Raw genomic sequence first — 16,383 nt, forward strand, 5'->3', positions numbered from 1 at the left:
CTTTGGGGCTTCTCAATGGGCGGCGAAGGTCACGCGGTCGGGCACGGGCTTGAACTCGCCCTTGCTGCTCCACCAGGGCATGAGCAGGAAGAAACCGAAGTAGAAAAGCGTGCCGATCTGGGAAATGGTCTGCGCGATGTCCAGCGCGAACGAACCGATGACGAGGCTGCCCCAGACGCCGGGCGCCTGGATACCCAGATAGCCCAGGATCAGGAAGAAGAACACGAAGACGCCGTAGACATACTTGTGCCAGCTCGGGCGATAGCGGATCGACTTGACTTCGCTCTTGTCGAGCCAAGGCAGGAAGAACAGGATGATGACCGAGCCACCCATCACGACCACGCCCCAGAACTTGGCGTCGAAGGCCTTGAGCAGGAAGATCGCCACGGCGGCCACGACGACGACTGCGATCTTCAGTGCCGTGCTCGACTTGCCCTTGACGAAGTTCAGGATGGCGGCCAGGCCGATGATCAGCGCAAACACGTTGACCATGTCGTCGGTGGTTGCACGCAGCATCGAATAGAACGGCGTGAAGTACCAGACCGGAGCGATGTGGTTCGGCGTCTTGAGCGAATCGGCCGGAATGAAGTTGTTGTACTCGAGGAAGTACCCGCCCGCTTCCGGCGCGAAGAAGATCACGGCCGAGAAGATCGTGAGGAACACCACCACGCCGAAGATGTCGTGCACCGTGTAGTACGGATGCGACGGAATGCCGTCGAGGGGGTGGCCGTCGGGACCGCGGTTGGCCTTGATTTCAATGCCGTCGGGGTTGTTCGAACCGACTTCGTGCAGCGCAATCAGGTGGGCCACCACGAGGCCGAGCAGCACCAGCGGCACGGCGATCACGTGGAAGCTGAAGAAGCGGTTGAGCGTGGCGTCGCTCACCACGTAGTCGCCGCGAATCAAGAGCGCCAGGTCAGGACCGATGAACGGAACGGCCGCGAACAGGTTCACGATCACCTGGGCGCCCCAGTAGCTCATCTGGCCCCACGGCAGCAGGTAGCCCATGAAGGCTTCGGCCATCAGGCACAGGAAGATCGCGCATCCGAAGACCCAGATCAGCTCGCGCGGCTTGCGGTAGCTGCCGTACATGAGGCCGCGGAACATGTGCAGGTACACCACGATGAAGAACGCCGAGGCGCCCGTCGAGTGGATGTAGCGGATGAGCCAACCCCAGGGCACGTCGCGCATGATGTACTCGACCGAAGCGAACGCCTGGTTCGCGTCGGGCTTGTAGTGCATGACGAGGAAGATGCCGGTCACGATCTGGATCACCAGCACCAGCATCGCGAGCGAGCCGAAGATGTACCAGAAGTTGAAGTTCTTCGGCGCGTAGTACTTGCCCCATTGGTCGTTCCAGAGCTTGGTCAGCGGGAAACGGTTGTCGACCCAGTTGAGCAGCTTCTCGCCCGCGGGCGCGTTGGGGGAAATTTCGTGGAATTCAGCCATGTTCTTCTTCTGCCTCAGGCCTTCTTGGAGTCTTCACCGATCAGGAGCTTGGTGTCCGACAGGTACATGTGCGGGGGCACAGGCAGGTTGTCGGGCGCGGGCTTGTTCTTGAAGACGCGGCCGGCCAGATCGAAGGTGGAGCCATGGCAAGGGCACAGGAAGCCGCCTTCCCAGTCGTTCGGCAGCGAAGGCTGCGGACCGGCCTGGAGGCGGTCGACCGGCGAACAGCCGAGGTGGGTACAGATGCCCACCACCACCAGCACATCGCGCCGGATCGAACGGTGCTCGTTCTGCGCGTACTTGGGGGTGAATTCGTCGGGATGCCGCTTGGAAAGCGGATCGGCCAGCTGGCCGTCGAGCTTGGCCAGCTCTTCCAATTGCTCATTCGAGCGCTTGAGGATCCAGACGGGCTTGCCGCGCCACTCGACGGTGATCTTCTCGCCGACCTTGAGGCCGCCGATGTCCACTTCGACGGCGGCGCCCGCGGCCTTGGCCTTTTCGGAGGGCTGGAATGTACTCACAAAGGGAATCGCGGTGGCCACGCCTCCCGCTACGCCGGCACAGCTGGATGCGATCAACCACGTCCGCTTGCTTGTGTCGATCCGGGGGGAACCGGAGGTCATGTCACTCATGGGGATCCTCTAAGTCTTCTTCGCTGGAGCAGGGTCAACCGGCGATTGTAGCGGGCTGTTGCGGGCATATTCAACGCCGCCGGTTCGGAGCACGCGCGAATGCGCCTCGCCCAGCCACTCGCAAGCGCTATTAAGAACAATTAATTAGTATTGATTTGCAACTTATTAACAAGACATTTCGACACACCGATTTGCACGTTCAAAGGGGCGACAAAGGGCTAAATTAGTTGCGGCACACTTCGCTAGCTGCTAATCTTGACCCAATTGTTAATCGTCAATTCGAAGGATGTTTGCCATGAGAATCAAGCCACTGGTTTCCGCAACCGTCATAGTCGTCGCCGCGCTGGGTATTTCTTCGGCGCTGGCCCAAACCCCGCCTCCGGTTCAAACGCCCGGCCCGCAGCCGGCAAGCGCCACGGGCGCCACCAATTCCGCATTCGGCCGCATTACCGCCGGTCAGGCTGGCGGCGTCGCAGCCAGTGTCGGACTGGCCGCTGCTGTTGCGAGCGGCAACGGCGGCAACAGCGGTGGCGGCAGCGGCACCGGTGGTACGGGCGGCACGGGCGGTACAGGCACGACCGGCACGAATTAATCGTGCGGGCCCTCCTCGCGGGAGGGCATTCGCTGAAAAGTCCGCGCGTTGGCCACGCCACGCGACTTGTTGAATGCTGTCTTCTGGCGGCATTTCTTTTGGGCGTTGGCGGCTGTTCTTCCGGATCCTCTGCCATGCTGGCGACGGCGCGGCATATCTATAGCGGCAAACCCGCCGCCCCCCAACCCACCTTCAATCCGAATTACCGCTATTTGCGCGTAGCGACGGGCGACGAAGCGGTTTTCATGGTGCTCGGCTATATCGACCAGCGCCCCGAAGGTGCTGTCGAAGTCTGGTACAGCGGCAGCGGCGAGGTTGTCAGGTTGCTCGACGGGCGCCTTGTGGGAACCACCGGCCTTTCCACCGACTGGCGGGAGGTGCGGTTTTCCGGCCTGCCCGCGTGGACCGCCGATGCGAGCAGCCCGCCCATCGCGAAAACCTATCAGCGCCAGCGCGACATGATGCCGGGCTACCGCTTCGGCATTCGCGACGAAATCGTGCTGACGCCCATTGCCGCGCCGCAGCAAGCGGCCCTGGCTGGCACGGCTGCTGCTTCGCTGCGCTGGTATGAAGAGCGCAGCGTTTCTCGCCCGGCGACCGCCTCGTTGCCTCCCGCGCGCTTCGGCGTTTCGCAAGCGGGCGGAACCCCTCGGGTCGTTTATTCCGAGCAATGTATTTCCAATGATCTGTGTATGAGCTTCGAGCAGTGGACGCCTTCTTCCTCCTCCCCAGCACCCGTCGCAGCGGCGAGCGCTGGTACATGAGCGGTTTGCTTCCCCGTGGCTTTCGCAGACATCCCTGGCCGCTCCGCGCTGCGGTAGCCTGCGCGCTCGCGGCGAGCTGCACCGCCGGCGCCCAGCCAGTCGGCGGCAATCCCGTCGACAACAAGACTCCCGCCAACGATGCAGACATTCGCCCCGGCGAGCGGCTGAGTGCCTGGCTGCTTCGCCAGCCCGCCGAGACGGCGGCGCCCGGCCTGGCGTGGCGCGTTCCGCAGGAGCGCCTGGCGCAGCAGTTCCTCAAGAACCAGGTGCTGCTGCGGCTCGAGGCCGCGAGGCGGCGCGCGCCCCGGGAAGAGCAGGGTCAGCGCCTGCAGCTGATCACATGGCTGCAGAACCTCCCCGTGACCGGACGGGTCGCACTCGGCATCGTCGATCCACGCTGGCTCGAAGCGCATCCGGACGAAGACCCGGTGCTGACGGCGGGCCAGCAGCTCATTGCGCCTCCGCCCGCCGTGAAGACGATTTCGGTGGTGCAACCCGATGGGCAGCTCTGCCAGGTCGCTCATGAGCCCGGCCGCACGGCGTGGGACTATGTCGCCGCCTGCGACCCCGAAGGCAAGCACGACTGGGCATGGGTGGCGCAGCCCGACGGCCGAACCGCCCGCGTCGGCATGGCGAAGTGGAACGCGCATCTTTCGGACGAGCCGGCACCGGGCGCATGGGTCTGGGCGGCGCCTCGCGGCATGGACGACCTGGAGACGGTTTCCGAGGGCATGATCAAGTTCCTGGCCACCCAGGGACCGTCGCCGCAAGGCGGCGCCATGGCGGCCATGACCGGAGCGTCCCCCGTGACCGCTGAAGCTGCGGCTGCGGCACCACCGCCCATGCCGCAGGCCGGGCTTTCGTCCGAGCCCGCGGCACCGGCGGCCGCGCCATTCCGGCCGACCGTCGTTTCGGTGCGTCCCGAGGCGGCGCCGCAGTACCGCGCGTTGCAGTCCAGCGGCAATGACTGGGGCGAAACCGGCTTGCTGCAGACACCCTCGGCCCGCATGGGGCAAACGGGAGACATGCGCACGTCGATCACCCACGTCTGGCCCTATACGCGGCTGAACGTGATGTTCCAGCCGCTGGACTGGCTGGAAGCCGGCTTCCGCTACACGTCCATCAGCAACCGGATCTACGGCATCGGCCTCAGCAACCAGGGCTACAAGGACAAGAGCATCGACCTCAAGGCGCGGCTGTGGAAAGAATCGGCCTACCTTCCCGAAGTGGCCCTGGGCTTTCGCGACATCGGCGGCACCGGTCTCTTTTCTTCCGAGTACCTTGTGGCAAGCAAGCGCCATGGCGACCTGGATTTCAGTCTCGGCATCGGCTGGGGCTACATGGGAAGCAGCGGGACCATCAGCAACCCCTTCGGCGTACTGAGCAGCCGCTTCAAGACCCGCGTCAGCGAGACGACGTGGGGCGGCGCCAACTTCGGCCGCCTCTTCCGAGGGCCCACCGCACTCTTTGGCGGCGTGCAATGGCGCACGCCCTGGGACCCGTTGACGCTCAAGCTCGAATTCGAAGGCAACGACTACAAGAACGAGCCGCTCAACAACAACCAGCCGCGGCGCTCCCCGTTCAACATCGGCCTGGAATACCGCTATGCCCCCGGCGTGACGTTCTCCGCCGGGTTCGAGCGCGGCAACAAAGTGATGGTGGGCCTTACGCTGCAGACCAATCTGGCGACGATGCAGATGGCCAAGACGGCGGATGCTCCGGCGCCGCGCTTTTCGCCGACACCACCCGCCGAGTCCCCGGGTTGGGCGGCCACTGCGGCGGACATCGAAAGCCGCACGGAATGGACCGTTCAACGCATTGCGCCGCAAGGCCAGATGCTGCACGTCTGGATCACCGAAAGCGCCACCGTGTACCGGAACGCCCGCGTCGAACAGATCATCGCCGTGCTGCATCGCGATGCGCCGGGCTCGATCAAGAATTTCGTCATCCATTATTCGGAACGAGGCTTGTCGATGCACGCGCAAGTGGTCGACCGGAACGAATGGGTCACGGCGCACTACCAGGCGCAGACGCCCAGCGAGGCCCGCGCGGCCAGCCAGCGCGACTACGCACCGCCGCCTATCGGCTCCGACGACGCGGCCTCCGGCGCTTCGAAGGGCGACAGCGCCAATGCCGCCGTCGCATCCAGAGACGCCTCCGGCATCGTGGACGACAACAAGGCACTGGCGCCATGGGAGCGCCGCAGCTCGAAGTTCAGCATCGGGCTCACACCCAGCCTCGGCCAGATTCTCGGCGGCCCCAATGCATTCGTGCTCTACCAGATCGGCGTGCAGGCGGTGGCGGAATACCGCTTCACCCCGAGCACCTGGGTCAACGGCGCACTGAACCTGCGCCTCGTCGACAACTTCGACAAGTTCACCTACACCGCGCCCAGCAACCTGCCCCGCGTGCGAACCCTCCAGCGCGAGTACGTCACTTCCAAGCGCCTGACCATGCCGGTGCTGCAGCTGACGCACGTCGGCAAGCTGACCGACAACCAGTACTACAGCGTGTACGGCGGTGCGCTGGAAAGCATGTATGCGGGCGTCGGGGCGGAATGGCTCTATCGGCCATGGCGCAGCCGCATGGCGATTGGCGTCGACTTCAACCACGTGCGGCAGCGCGACTTCGAGCAGGACTTCGGTCTGCGCGACTACAAGGTGAACACCGGCCACGCCACCCTGTACTGGGATACCGGCTGGAACGGCGTGCTGGCCAAGATCAGCGCGGGCCAGTACCTGGCGGGCGATCGCGGCGTCACCATCGACATCAGCCGCCGCTTCGACAACGGCGTGGTGCTTGGCGCCTACGCCACCAAGACCAATGTGTCGGCAAGGCAGTTCGGCGAGGGCAGCTTCGACAAGGGCATTTATATTTCCGTGCCCTTCGACGCGCTGCTGCCGCGCTCGAACAAGTTCACCGCCAACTTCGCGTGGGCACCGCTGGTGCGCGACGGCGGCGCACGACTGGGTCGGATCCATCCGCTCTACGAGATGACATCCGCCCGCGACCCGAGTGCCTTCAAGTTCGCGCCGCCGGACAGCGGCGCGCCGGGCACGGGCGACAACATCCTGAACTTCGAAAGGCGGTAGGACGACCCACCCCCGTCCCTCGCTCACTTCGTGTAGCTCGACTCCCCCCTCAAGGGGGCAACACCAGCGGCCCGGCAAAGCCGGTTCCGCGGTGTTTCTGAATCAGGGCGGGGCTGTTTTCATGCGTTGCCGGTTCAGCGGGCCGTCGGCGCAGCGGCGCCGCGCATGATGAAGAACAGCCAGCCGATCATCAGGGCCGCCATGCAGGCGAAGCCCAGCGTCATGGCGTTGATGGTCTGGATGTAGGAAATCGGGGGCTTCGCGATGAGCATGCGCGCCGCGAACACCAGCGCACCGAAGATCGAGCACCACAGGAGAGCACCCGGACGCGCCGCCGCCCTGAACCCCGTTCTCAGGCACATCGTGAGGCCGAAGATGGCGGGCGCATAGAAGAACGGCGAAAAATCCATTCCGCCGTAGTTCTTGCCGAACGCCAGAACCACGAGGTAAGGCCCCAGCAGCCCCAGCACCACGCCGCCGATCTCCGCAACCAGGAATCCGAAAACGACGAACTTGATGAAGAGGCGAAACGCCTCTCTTCGGTCGTCGGATTTCCAGCTGGCCGCGAGCTTCGGCAGGATGTAGTAGCCCAACGCAAGCAGCACGTATTGCATGGGCAGCAGGAACGTGATGTAGATCTTCAGCAAGCCGCCTTGGGCTGAATCCGCCGAGGAGCCCAACAGCAAGATGGCGCCCCCGGTCATGATCCAGCTCATGAGCTGCGACAGACTGGCTTTCCAGCCATAGGCGGTGGCTTCCCGGATGGTCAGGGCCTGCGAGTCGGCCGGCGCCGGAAGAGGCGCAATCACATGCTTCAGGCTCCCGGCAATCAACGCGAGGAACGGCAGCTGGATCACGGCAATCCACAGCAAGGCCTGCGTCCACGAGGCAGGCCGCAAGCCGATCAGGACCGCCACATAGCCGATGCAGATCAGGACACCCGATACGCACAGCACCGCGAACCGGCGCCCCACGAGCAGGACGCTGCGAGAAATCCAGAATATCTCGTAGCCGACGATCAAGGCCACGCCGGCCCAGTTGAGAGGCCCCGGGAACCCCGTGAATTGCCAGACCAGGAAGCCGGCCACGGATACCGCGACGACGATCGCCCAGCTCCACCAGGCGGCGGAGCGATCCTCGTAGTAGCGCTTGATCAAGAGCGGTTCATGCACCACCGCCGTATGCAGGATGTACTGGAAACTGACGATCGCGAGGAAAGCCGACGCAATACCGAAGTCGGAGGGCGACAGCACCCGGGCCAGCGCAAAGCTCAGCAGCAGCTGGCTCGCGCTATAGATGCATTGATCTGCAACGGCATAGACCGGTCCAAGGCGCTTTCGAATTCCCGAGAAGGACGCCATCCCTAATCAGAAATCGACAACAGGAACGGATAGGCGGTTGCCTTGGCCGCAAAGCCCCCGTCCACTGGATTGCCGCAGGTTCCATGGCGCACCTGCGGAAAGAAGTCGACGCGCGTGCACTTCTTTCCCTTGGCGGCCGGAACCACCACGTTCTGCTCCGAGCTTTGCGTCCACACCACGTGGAGCAGCGAATTTCCACGGCTCAGCACCAGCTTGTTCAAGCCGGAGCCGCTCTCGTAGGAAACCTTCCTGGAATTCCTGGCGATCTTGAGAAACTCGCTGAGGCTCGAGAAGGCTTCCTTTTTCTCGCCGCCCTTCGACTTGAGACCGAAATTGTCTTCTCTCGAAATCGCCGACGTTCCCCGGTCCTGCCAGGCGTAGAGGTTCAAAAGCTTGATGCCGGCCGCAACGTTGGTGAGGTACTCGCGGAAGATCAGCGAAGCCTGGGTGTTGCGGTCGCGCACCGGCAGGTACGACGCATAGCCCCATTCGGAAGCGACGATGCCGACTTTTCCGAGCTGCAGCTCGTCCAGCTTGCCGCGCAGCTTTCCATAGTCGGCCACGGCCGTTTCGGGCACGGAGCGGTAGGGATGGATAGAGATGTCCGTCAGGCAGTTGGCCTTGGCCGCCGACACGAAGGCGTTTTCGAGTTGCAGAGGAACCTGGCCCTGGCTGAAAGGAAGCTTCGCAAAACCAAAGCCCATGACGACGTTCGGCGGAGTCTTCATCTGCGCGATGCTGCGGCAGAACTCCGCGGTCGCGGTTTGAAAGTCCGAAAAGAGCGCGGGGTTCAGAAAGGTCTTGTGGTCGGGCTCGTTCCACAGTTCCCAAACCGCCACGTCGGCGGCGTGCGCGTTCATGAAGTCGAGAGCGAAGTTCGCGAACAGCTTTTCCCTTTGGCCGCCGGCACCCAGGTCCGAGGGATCGTGGCCCCAGATCTCCCTGCCTCCGAACAGCGTCACGATGGCCTCCAACCTGGCGTTCTTCACGCGCCGGATCAGGTTCGGATAGTCGATCAGTGCCGGGTTGACGCTCTTCAACGGAGGCCGCACGCCGAATCGAACGAACTCGAATCCCGCGGCCCTGATTTCGTTCAGGTCTTCGTTCGAAATGGTGGCCGGGTCGATCTGTACGCTCAGGGCCGTCGGGTACTCCGTGCTCAACCCGCTGACGCCGCGGGCCTGCGCCGAGACCGAAATGGCAGCAACCGCCACAAAGACGCAGAACAACCCGAAGATTCCGGACAGGCGCCCCGAGGCAGGAACAAGGGATGAAAACTTGGTCAAAGGACCGACTCCTTGTAGAGATCGACGATGGCCGAATTCATTCGGTCAGCGGTGTATTTCTTTTCGAAAATCTCTCGCCCGGCTTGTCCCATTCGCACCAGGTCCACGTCCGGGGTCTGGTCGATTTCGCGCAGCATTTCGTCCAGGCGGTCGAGCGGAAACAGCCGCCCGCTGATCGTGTCCTCGACGATGTCGACGAGGCCCCCAACGGCAGAGGCGAAAACCGGCTTGCTCCGCGCCATGGCCTCCACGGCGACAAAGCCGAAGCCTTCCCATCTCGACGGCACGATGACCGCGTCGCAGGATTTGTAAGCGGCGTCGAGCGCCTCCTTCTCGAGCCAGCCCTTGAACTCGATATCGCCTGAGGGCGCCAGGGAAAGATCGTTTCGAACGGCGCCGCCGACGATGGTCAGCTTGAATTTCGGCCGAACCCGGGCATAGGAATCGAGCAATACGTCGATACCCTTTTGCCGGTCGAGCCGGCCCACGAACAAAACTCTTCGGGTCCTCTGCGATTCTTCCTTGGGAACAACCGCCGCTTGCTGATCGGGGACCGCCGGCGCTGCCGGGGTGATTCCGTTCGGAATGCACCGGCACTTCTTGATGCCGAACTTTTCCGCAATGCGCAGTTCATGGTCGCTGATGCAAATGATCGCGTCGCTCCAGTACGACAGCAGCCATTCGACCCAGCGGTAGATCGACTTCTTGTACGAAGGACCGATCTGGTCGAATGCCCAGCCGTGCGAGCAATAGACGATCTTTGTCTCCTGCGGCACCTGGCCCAGCAAGGCCATCGCGCGCACCACTCCGCCGGCAATCGAACTGTGAAGATGAAGAACGGCGGGCCGCTCGGTCCGGATGATTTTCCTGACTTCGGCGGCATAACTCGCAAGCGCCAGCGGACTGCGCGCGGTGGGAACCACGTGGGTGTCCTGCGAACTCAGCCATTCCACCGGTCCCGGCAAAATGAACTTCGCCTGGCTGATGACGGGAGAGCTCTGCTGGAAGCCCGAAACCATCCGAAGATAGGTCTCCAGCCCGCCCTTGAGCGTTTCGGCAACGTGCAATATTTTCATGGCCTGCGCAGTCAGATCAAGGCATGAATTCCGGCAACCACCTCGCCTCTCAGCAAGTCGAGCGTTTGCCGGTCCGGAGTCTTTTCGCTCAGCAGCCCCAGCACCGAGGCTTCCAGTTTTTCCACCTTGGGCGACAAATCGAAGAGATAGCGCTTCCGTTTGGTCAATTCGAAGAACGATTCGACCTTCTTGTCCCAATTCATTCCTATGGAAGGAATGTTCAGGCTGTAGGCAACGATGTTGGCATGGAGCCGGTGGGCAACAATGCATGAACAGGCGCTGATCAGCGAAACGAGTTCGTCCGGATGGCGGGGAACGAGGAAATTGGATTCCTTCGCACCGGCTTCCGAAAAAATCTCATTCAAGATCTTGTTGTCTTCGGACGCGCCATTCGTGAAGTAAAGCACCCGCTTTCCTTCGGCCCGCAGCGATTCGGCGAGCGTCGAAAAAAACCGGGCCGATTCCGTCGAATTGGAATTGGCATATTCGGAATTCATGACCAGCGCATCGAGGCTGCTGACGCAAATCCCGATGTCCCAGTTCTTCTCGCGCGAGAGCCCTTCAGCAAACGCATCGGCACAAACAAGCGCGGGATCGGGAACGACCCTGATGCTTCCCCTCGGAATTCCGAAGTGCGTGTGCAGGTTGTTGGCCGACTCCTTGTCGCGCGTGGCGTAGAACACCGGCCGTGCATTCCTGAAAAAGCGTTTGACCAGGAACCGGCCCATAAAAGACCACCGCGCCGTCACGCCGACCGACACGATCACCACCCGCTTTCCGCGCAGCAGCCGGCTCAGGAGAAACAGTTTGGCCGGAAAGTTGAGCGCCACATCGCAAAACAACTGCCCGCCTCCGATGACGATCAGATCGGCATCGCTGACCGCGGCCTTCCAGTTTTTTTGCCAGCCCAGAAAATAGCCCTTGAGGCAGTACAGAAAGACAATCAGCGATCGCAGCAAGGATGGCAGTTTTGCAAACACACGGAAGGCTCCGCCCCCCCGCAGATTTTCCTCCTCGAACCCGAGGCGGCCGGCAATGTCCAGAAACTCGACGCTGGCCCGCGGGTACTTCAGCCCGGCAATATGAGCCAACGATGCGGCGATCACCCCGTCGCCCAGGTTGTCGCTGAAAGGCACGGCGCAAATCAAAATCTTTTTCATCTTTGAATCTGTCTCACCGCGAACCGTGGCCCACGGCAACCACCCAGATGGTCTTGATGAAAATGCCGATATCCCTTCCGACGGAAAGCGTCTCGACATAAGCGACATCCAGCGCCACGCGCTTTTTGTAGCTCAGCTGGTTGCGGCCGCTGACTTGCCACAGGCCGGTGATTCCGGGCCGCACGGCGCAATAGAACGACCAGTCGGCGCCATAGAGCCCCTTCTGATCGAGCATGCACGGCCGAGGGCCGACCAAGCTCATGTCGCCAACCAGCACATTCCAGAACTGCGGCAGCTCGTCCAGGCTCGTTTTCCGAATGAACTTGCCGAACCGGGTGATGCGCGGGTCGTTCTCGAGCTTCTGGTAGTCGTCCCACTGCTGGCGCGCCACGGGATCCTTCCGAAGGTGTTCCTCGAGGATCTGGGCGGAGTTCGGCAGCATCGAGCGGAACTTGTAGAACTTGAACACGCGCCCACCCCGGCCGAAACGCGGCTGCGAATACAACACGGGGGCCCCGGAACTGAGAAAAACACCAATTGCCAGCAAAACATACAGCCAGCCGAAAGCCGTAAAAAAGAACAAAGAAGCAGCAATATCCACCGCTCTCTTGCCAGCGCGCAGCATGGTCGGATGGCGGATTTTTATCCACGCCGCATCTGCAAATTCGCTGCGCATTTCCTCGCTTCTTGGCTCGGTCAATTCCTCTTGGCGAAAATTGGTCATTGGAATGCCCCATTCTCACATTTGAAGCAGAGACAAGTTTCTAACTTGAGAACTCTCATTGCTGGAGCACCTTTCGTCTTACAAGCACGCGCTTGCCCCTCTCGGGTCGGTGATAAGTTGCGGCCAGGGCTTCAAGCCATTACGGCTTTGCCCGGGAGCCTTGCAGGATGTCGCGTGGAGAAAACATTGCGCCATCCAAGCGACTCAACCACGTAATACAAAAGAACGAAGCACTTGACCCTAGGTCTTTGTTATTAGCTTCTGAGCACAGGCACCGATTGAGTGCACTGAGTGATAAATCTCACACTCTGGTCTAATTTTCACAGAAGAATCTGCAAAGACTAGGTGATATCCCTGTTGTTTTTATATTTATAGTGTATGTAACGGTAACCACCGTATTTGTAGCTGCTGCTGCCGGCGTGACGTCGAGATAAGTCCATAGCATTCAGAATTACGCCATTGGCCGAACAACCCGCATGCGCCAGCCTTCTGACGCTTTCGTTCAATTCGCCGAGCTGGGTTTTCTCCGCTCGGGCAACGAGCAGGAGCGAGCCTGCGAGCGGTGCCACCGAAGCCGTGTCGGCCGCCACCAGCACCGGCGCCGTATCGACGATGACCAAGTCGTAGGCCGGCGACAATTTTTCCAAAATTTGCGAGAAAGACTCGCTCATGAGCAATTCGGCCGGGTTGGGTGGAAGCACGCCGGTCGTGATCACATCCAGGTTCGGCAGAATCGACGAGCGAACGGCTTTTTCCAGACTCAATGTGCCGGCGATCAATTCGGATAAACCGGAAGATCGGGATATTGAGAAGAACTGATTAACCCGGCCCTTGCGCAAATCGGCATCGACCAGAAGAACCTTTTTCCCGGATGCAGCGGTAATTGCCGCGAAATTGACGGAAACAAAAGTCTTCCCCACCCCGGGGGTCGCCCCGGAGATGAGCAGGCGATTGTTGGGTGCCTCCAGCATGGCGAACTGCAGGGCGGTTCGCAGGCTGCGCAGGCTTTCCACCGCCGGATCTTCGGAATGCTGGAGCGCCAGGATATGCACGCCGGGCGCCTTGCTTTCGATGCTCCTGTCGATCATCCGCTGCGCGCCGCTCAGGGGAATGCTGCTGTAGACGTTGAGCCCTGTGTGCATCTCGATTTCGCTCGGATTGCGAATGCCGCCGAAGAACGAGTTTCTGGCGATCGCCGCGGCAACCCCGGCCATCAGCCCCAGGAGCAGCGAGATGGCGACGATCAGCGGCCGCTTGGGCCAGACCGGTTCTTCCGGGACGATGGCGTCGTCCAGCAGGCGCACGTTGCCGACCTTGCCCTCCTTGGCCAACCGCATCTGCAGCGAGCTGTTGAGCAGCGACACGTAGAGGTCGGTGTTGACCTTGATGTCGCGCTGCATCTGCACGGTGTTCTGCTGGAGCAGCGGCATCTTTCGGATTCGCGAATCGACCGATGCGATCTCGCCCCTCCATGCCGCAATTTGCGTATCGAGTGTCTGGATGCTTGGATGCTTGTCCGTGAAGCGCGCGGAGAGTTCGCGCCGCTTCTGCTGCGCCTCGAGCAGTTTCGATTGAAGGTCGACCGTCTGGGTCAGCGCATTTTTCGCCTCATCGTCGAGGCTGACGGTGCCGTTCTCGTTTCTATAGCGGTTGTAGAGGTCTTCGGATTGCTCGAGTTGCTTCTTGAACTGGGGCAGCGCGGTATCGAGGAAGCCCAGGGTTTTTTCGGCCTCGGCTGCCTTGCGCTCGATGTTCTGGCGAACGTAGAGGCGCCCGATTTCATTGAGCAGCTGGGTCAGCTTCTCGGGACTGGGGTGCTTCCAGCTGACGTCGATCACGCCCGACTGCTTGCCCTTTTCGACCACCTTGAGGCCGTCCTGCAACGACAGGAGCGTCAACTGCTTCGAAAAGCGGACCAGCTGGAACTGGGCGCCGGGCTTGGCGCTGATGGAACTGATCAACAACCGCAGGTTGCCGCCCGGAAGGTTGGCGGTCAGCGGCATTCCGACGACGCCCTTGAGCGGAGTTTCGATGGCGGGATGAGCCAGTTCGTAGCGGTTGCCGGCTTGTACAGTCAGCAAGAACTGTTGCTCTTCGAGATCGGCCGGTACGTCGAACTGGGGAACGACGATCTTCTCGGTCCCGGTCACGTAGCCCGAGAGCCCCATGAAGCCGGGGTTCGACAGATCGGTGGCGCGCCGCGCAAGCCAGCTGCCCACGACGGGTGCATAGCGGGGTTGCGCGCCGATATAGAGCTTGGTGTTCTCCACGGCCTGCGCAAGGATGGCGCGCGACTTGACGATCTCGATTTCGCCCGCGGCGGGGGTTTTCACGCTCAGCAGCGAAGAAGCGGCATCGCCCAGAAAGCTGCCTGCCGAGTTGCCGGAGTCTTCGACCTGCACCGCCACGTTGGCTTCGTACATGGGCTTTCCGAAAAGGGCATAGGCAACGCCGAGGAACAAGGCCGCGGCGGCAACAATGGCGATGAGCCAGCGGTTGTCGAGAAGGATGTCCAGGTACTCGACGAGGTTGACCCCGTCGCTCTCCTCTTCCAGCGCTGGCATCGGCAGGGCGGCTTGCTGGGGTGCGTTCATGTCGGTTGCTGCTCGGGTTTTGTAATTTTCAGAATGCGATCGATCCAGGTCCTGGCGCCCACGTCGATGAGTGCCAGGGCATGCTCGAAGGCCGCCTCGTCTTTTCGGTAGGGATCGGGCACGTCCTGCTTGGCCGCCTCGGCAATGCGAAAGACCTTGCCCCGCACGAAGGGGTAGGTCGATTCGAGATAGCGGCGCTGCTCCGCGTCCATCACCAGGATCAGGTCGGCCTGGCGGCACAGCAACTGGCTGACCTGCTGCGCCACGTGGCCGGAAATGTCGACGCCGCGCCGCTGCATGAGCTTTTGCGCCGTGGCATCGGCCGGCTTGCCGACAAGCGCGCCGATGCCGGCGGAGGCCACGCGCAGATGCGGAAGCCCCGCTGCCAGGAGCCCTTCCGCCATCGGGCTGCGGCAGATGTTGCCGATGCAGACTGTCAGGACGGATTTCATCTGTGGCGGCTCCAGACTTCGTCGCCGGCATTGATCACTTGCGCTGCCGGCAGGATCAGGCTGGCCAGGCGGTTCCAGGTCACGAGCGGCACGGAGTCGATGTAGACCACGTCGCGCGGCTGCAGCGGGAAGCGCTCGGCCAACGCCAATGCGGCCGGATTCTTCGCGTTCAGGTGGAAGATGGCGGGCAGGCCCCTCGCGTTGTTGCGGATGACGTAAACCTGCCCCGTGTTGGCCGCAGCCAGGTTGGGACCGCCGGCCTCGCCCAGCGCTTCGTTCAGGCTGAGCCGCCCGTTGTGCATGAGCAAGGCCGAGGGACGGGCAATTTCGCCCATCACGAACACCTTGCTCTCGTCGCGGTGCCGCACCTGGACCACGTCGCCATTGCGCAGCGGAATCTGGCTGGCGTCGGCGCCCAGGTCCTGGAGGTTCGGCAAGTTGATGAGCGTGGACTTGCCGCCGCGCTGCAGCGTCACGAACGAACGGTCGCCGTTCGCCGTGATGCCTCCGGCCCGGCTGATGGCCTCGGCCAGCGTCATCGGGACGTCGGTGAAGATCTGCAGGCCGGGGGTTCGCACCTCGCCTTCGACGAAGGCACGGCGGCTTCTGAAGGACTGGATGCGCACCGTCACCTGCGGGTCCTTGATGTAGGTCGCGATGCGTTTCGCAATGAGGTCGGAAGCCTCGATTTCGGTCAACCCCTGGAGCTTGACGCGGCCGATGTAGGGAAAGGTGATCTGCCCGTCCGCGCCGACGATGAAGCCGGGCGCCACGCTGATGCCTGTCGGGTCCGCCTGCTGCGTGATCACCGCGCCCGCATTGGGCAGGAGTTCCGGGTGGTCGTAGACGATCACGCCCACGACGTCGCCCGGCCCGATGGTGTAGACCGGCGCCTCGCCGAAAAGAGCCTTCACATCGATCGGAACGGCCGTCGGCTGCGCCTCGGCCATGGCACGGATCAGGGCGGGCGAAATCGACGTGATGACCCCGTCCGGTGCGCCGTCGGCCGGCAGGTACTGGAACTCAGGCGGCAGGCTCTGGTCCGCCTCGTAGGCGGCCACGGAACTGAAACCCGGCGCGCAACCCTGCAGCAATAACGCGCCGATTAGGGCAAAACCCCACCCCATCGGGTGCACGTAGCGTGTCAATTGATCCCCATTGCACAAATTGGTTTTTCAACATCCGCGATTCATATGCAAGG

At 62.2% G+C, this 16,383-nt stretch carries 13 protein-coding genes; 3 read left to right on the top strand and 10 right to left on the bottom strand.

Translation table 11 applies throughout. The features are described 5' to 3' along the window. Positions 1 to 12: 12 nt before the first annotated feature. Together QFZ42_RS19155 and petA are read right to left on the bottom strand one after the other, a co-directional pair. Complete coding sequence (locus QFZ42_RS19155) at positions 13 to 1,449, bottom strand: cytochrome b (RefSeq protein ID WP_307702476.1); 1,437 nt, start codon at positions 1,447 to 1,449, stop codon at positions 13 to 15. Positions 1,450 to 1,463: 14 nt separating this feature from the next. Continuing rightward, positions 1,464 to 2,081: a ubiquinol-cytochrome c reductase iron-sulfur subunit gene (gene petA / locus QFZ42_RS19160; RefSeq protein WP_307702477.1), complete on the bottom strand. Its 618-nt coding sequence runs from the start codon at positions 2,079 to 2,081 to the stop codon at positions 1,464 to 1,466. Between the two features lie 295 nt (positions 2,082 to 2,376). Here petA and QFZ42_RS19165 point away from each other — a divergent pair, with 295 nt between their 5' ends. The 3 genes from QFZ42_RS19165 (at position 2,377) to QFZ42_RS19175 (ending at position 6,529) form a co-directional block, all read left to right on the top strand. Beyond that, a complete protein-coding gene (locus QFZ42_RS19165) occupies positions 2,377 to 2,673 on the top strand; it encodes a hypothetical protein (protein ID WP_307702478.1) in 297 nt (98 codons plus the stop codon). A 134-nt stretch (positions 2,674 to 2,807) separates the two neighbouring features. Further along, positions 2,808 to 3,437 (top strand): YjbF family lipoprotein, encoded by a 630-nt coding sequence (locus QFZ42_RS19170; RefSeq protein WP_307702479.1) that lies wholly within the window; start codon positions 2,808 to 2,810, stop codon positions 3,435 to 3,437. After that, positions 3,434 to 6,529, top strand: a complete 3,096-nt coding sequence (locus tag QFZ42_RS19175) for a YjbH domain-containing protein (RefSeq protein WP_307702480.1) — start codon at positions 3,434 to 3,436, stop codon at positions 6,527 to 6,529. The genes QFZ42_RS19170 and QFZ42_RS19175 overlap by 4 nt, the downstream gene beginning before the upstream one ends. 134 nt (positions 6,530 to 6,663) lie before the next feature. On the opposite strand, the gene QFZ42_RS19180 is transcribed toward QFZ42_RS19175, so the two are convergent. The 8 genes from QFZ42_RS19180 to QFZ42_RS19215 all read right to left on the bottom strand — a co-directional run bounded on the left by QFZ42_RS19180 (position 6,664) and on the right by QFZ42_RS19215 (position 16,309). Then, positions 6,664 to 7,890, bottom strand: a complete 1,227-nt coding sequence (locus tag QFZ42_RS19180) for a lipopolysaccharide biosynthesis protein (protein ID WP_307702481.1) — start codon at positions 7,888 to 7,890, stop codon at positions 6,664 to 6,666. Positions 7,891 to 7,892: 2 nt separating this feature from the next. Next, positions 7,893 to 9,119: a hypothetical protein gene (locus QFZ42_RS19185; RefSeq protein ID WP_307702482.1), complete on the bottom strand. Its 1,227-nt coding sequence runs from the start codon at positions 9,117 to 9,119 to the stop codon at positions 7,893 to 7,895. Between the two features lie 53 nt (positions 9,120 to 9,172). Beyond that, entirely contained in the window at positions 9,173 to 10,252 is a 1,080-nt protein-coding gene (locus tag QFZ42_RS19190) for a glycosyltransferase (RefSeq protein WP_307704268.1), read from the bottom strand. A gap of 11 nt (positions 10,253 to 10,263) precedes the next feature. After that, the gene (locus QFZ42_RS19195) at positions 10,264 to 11,412 is read right to left on the bottom strand and encodes a polysaccharide pyruvyl transferase family protein (protein ID WP_307702483.1); all 1,149 of its coding nucleotides are present in this window, start codon (positions 11,410 to 11,412) and stop codon (positions 10,264 to 10,266) included. A 13-nt stretch (positions 11,413 to 11,425) separates the two neighbouring features. Beyond that, positions 11,426 to 12,136, bottom strand: a complete 711-nt coding sequence (locus QFZ42_RS19200; RefSeq protein WP_307702484.1) for a sugar transferase — start codon at positions 12,134 to 12,136, stop codon at positions 11,426 to 11,428. Positions 12,137 to 12,477: 341 nt separating this feature from the next. Further along, on the bottom strand, positions 12,478 to 14,730 hold the full coding sequence (locus QFZ42_RS19205; RefSeq protein ID WP_307702485.1) for a polysaccharide biosynthesis tyrosine autokinase: 2,253 nt from the start codon (positions 14,728 to 14,730) through the stop codon (positions 12,478 to 12,480). After that, positions 14,727 to 15,182: a low molecular weight protein-tyrosine-phosphatase gene (locus QFZ42_RS19210; protein WP_307702486.1), complete on the bottom strand. Its 456-nt coding sequence runs from the start codon at positions 15,180 to 15,182 to the stop codon at positions 14,727 to 14,729. The genes QFZ42_RS19205 and QFZ42_RS19210 overlap by 4 nt, the downstream gene beginning before the upstream one ends. Next, positions 15,179 to 16,309 carry a polysaccharide biosynthesis/export family protein gene (locus QFZ42_RS19215; RefSeq protein ID WP_307704269.1) on the bottom strand — a complete coding sequence of 377 codons (1,131 nt, stop codon included), beginning with the start codon at positions 16,307 to 16,309 and terminating at the stop codon, positions 15,179 to 15,181. Before QFZ42_RS19215 ends, QFZ42_RS19210 begins: the two co-directional genes overlap by 4 nt. Between the last annotated feature and the right edge of the window lie 74 nt (positions 16,310 to 16,383).

It is taken from the genome of Variovorax paradoxus (genome assembly GCF_030815855.1).
In the GTDB taxonomy this organism is placed as follows: Bacteria; Pseudomonadota; Gammaproteobacteria; order Burkholderiales; family Burkholderiaceae_C; genus Variovorax; species Variovorax paradoxus_M.

Bases quoted from the DNA above. Each gene is read 5' to 3' on its own strand.
- QFZ42_RS19175 (WP_307702480.1), top strand. From the start codon at position 3,434: ATGAGCGGTTTGCTTCCCCGTGGCTTTCGCAGACATCCCTGGCCGCTC.
- QFZ42_RS19195 (WP_307702483.1), bottom strand. From the start codon at position 11,412: ATGAAAAAGATTTTGATTTGCGCCGTGCCTTTCAGCGACAACCTGGGC.
- QFZ42_RS19200 (WP_307702484.1), bottom strand. From the start codon at position 12,136: ATGACCAATTTTCGCCAAGAGGAATTGACCGAGCCAAGAAGCGAGGAA.
- QFZ42_RS19165 (WP_307702478.1), top strand. From the start codon at position 2,377: ATGAGAATCAAGCCACTGGTTTCCGCAACCGTCATAGTCGTCGCCGCG.
- QFZ42_RS19170 (WP_307702479.1), top strand. From the start codon at position 2,808: ATGCTGGCGACGGCGCGGCATATCTATAGCGGCAAACCCGCCGCCCCC.
- QFZ42_RS19205 (WP_307702485.1), bottom strand. From the start codon at position 14,730: ATGAACGCACCCCAGCAAGCCGCCCTGCCGATGCCAGCGCTGGAAGAG.
- QFZ42_RS19155 (WP_307702476.1), bottom strand. From the start codon at position 1,449: ATGGCTGAATTCCACGAAATTTCCCCCAACGCGCCCGCGGGCGAGAAG.
- QFZ42_RS19190 (WP_307704268.1), bottom strand. From the start codon at position 10,252: ATGAAAATATTGCACGTTGCCGAAACGCTCAAGGGCGGGCTGGAGACC.
- petA (WP_307702477.1), bottom strand. From the start codon at position 2,081: ATGAGTGACATGACCTCCGGTTCCCCCCGGATCGACACAAGCAAGCGG.
- QFZ42_RS19180 (WP_307702481.1), bottom strand. From the start codon at position 7,890: ATGGCGTCCTTCTCGGGAATTCGAAAGCGCCTTGGACCGGTCTATGCC.
- QFZ42_RS19210 (WP_307702486.1), bottom strand. From the start codon at position 15,182: ATGAAATCCGTCCTGACAGTCTGCATCGGCAACATCTGCCGCAGCCCG.
- QFZ42_RS19215 (WP_307704269.1), bottom strand. From the start codon at position 16,309: ATGGGGTGGGGTTTTGCCCTAATCGGCGCGTTATTGCTGCAGGGTTGC.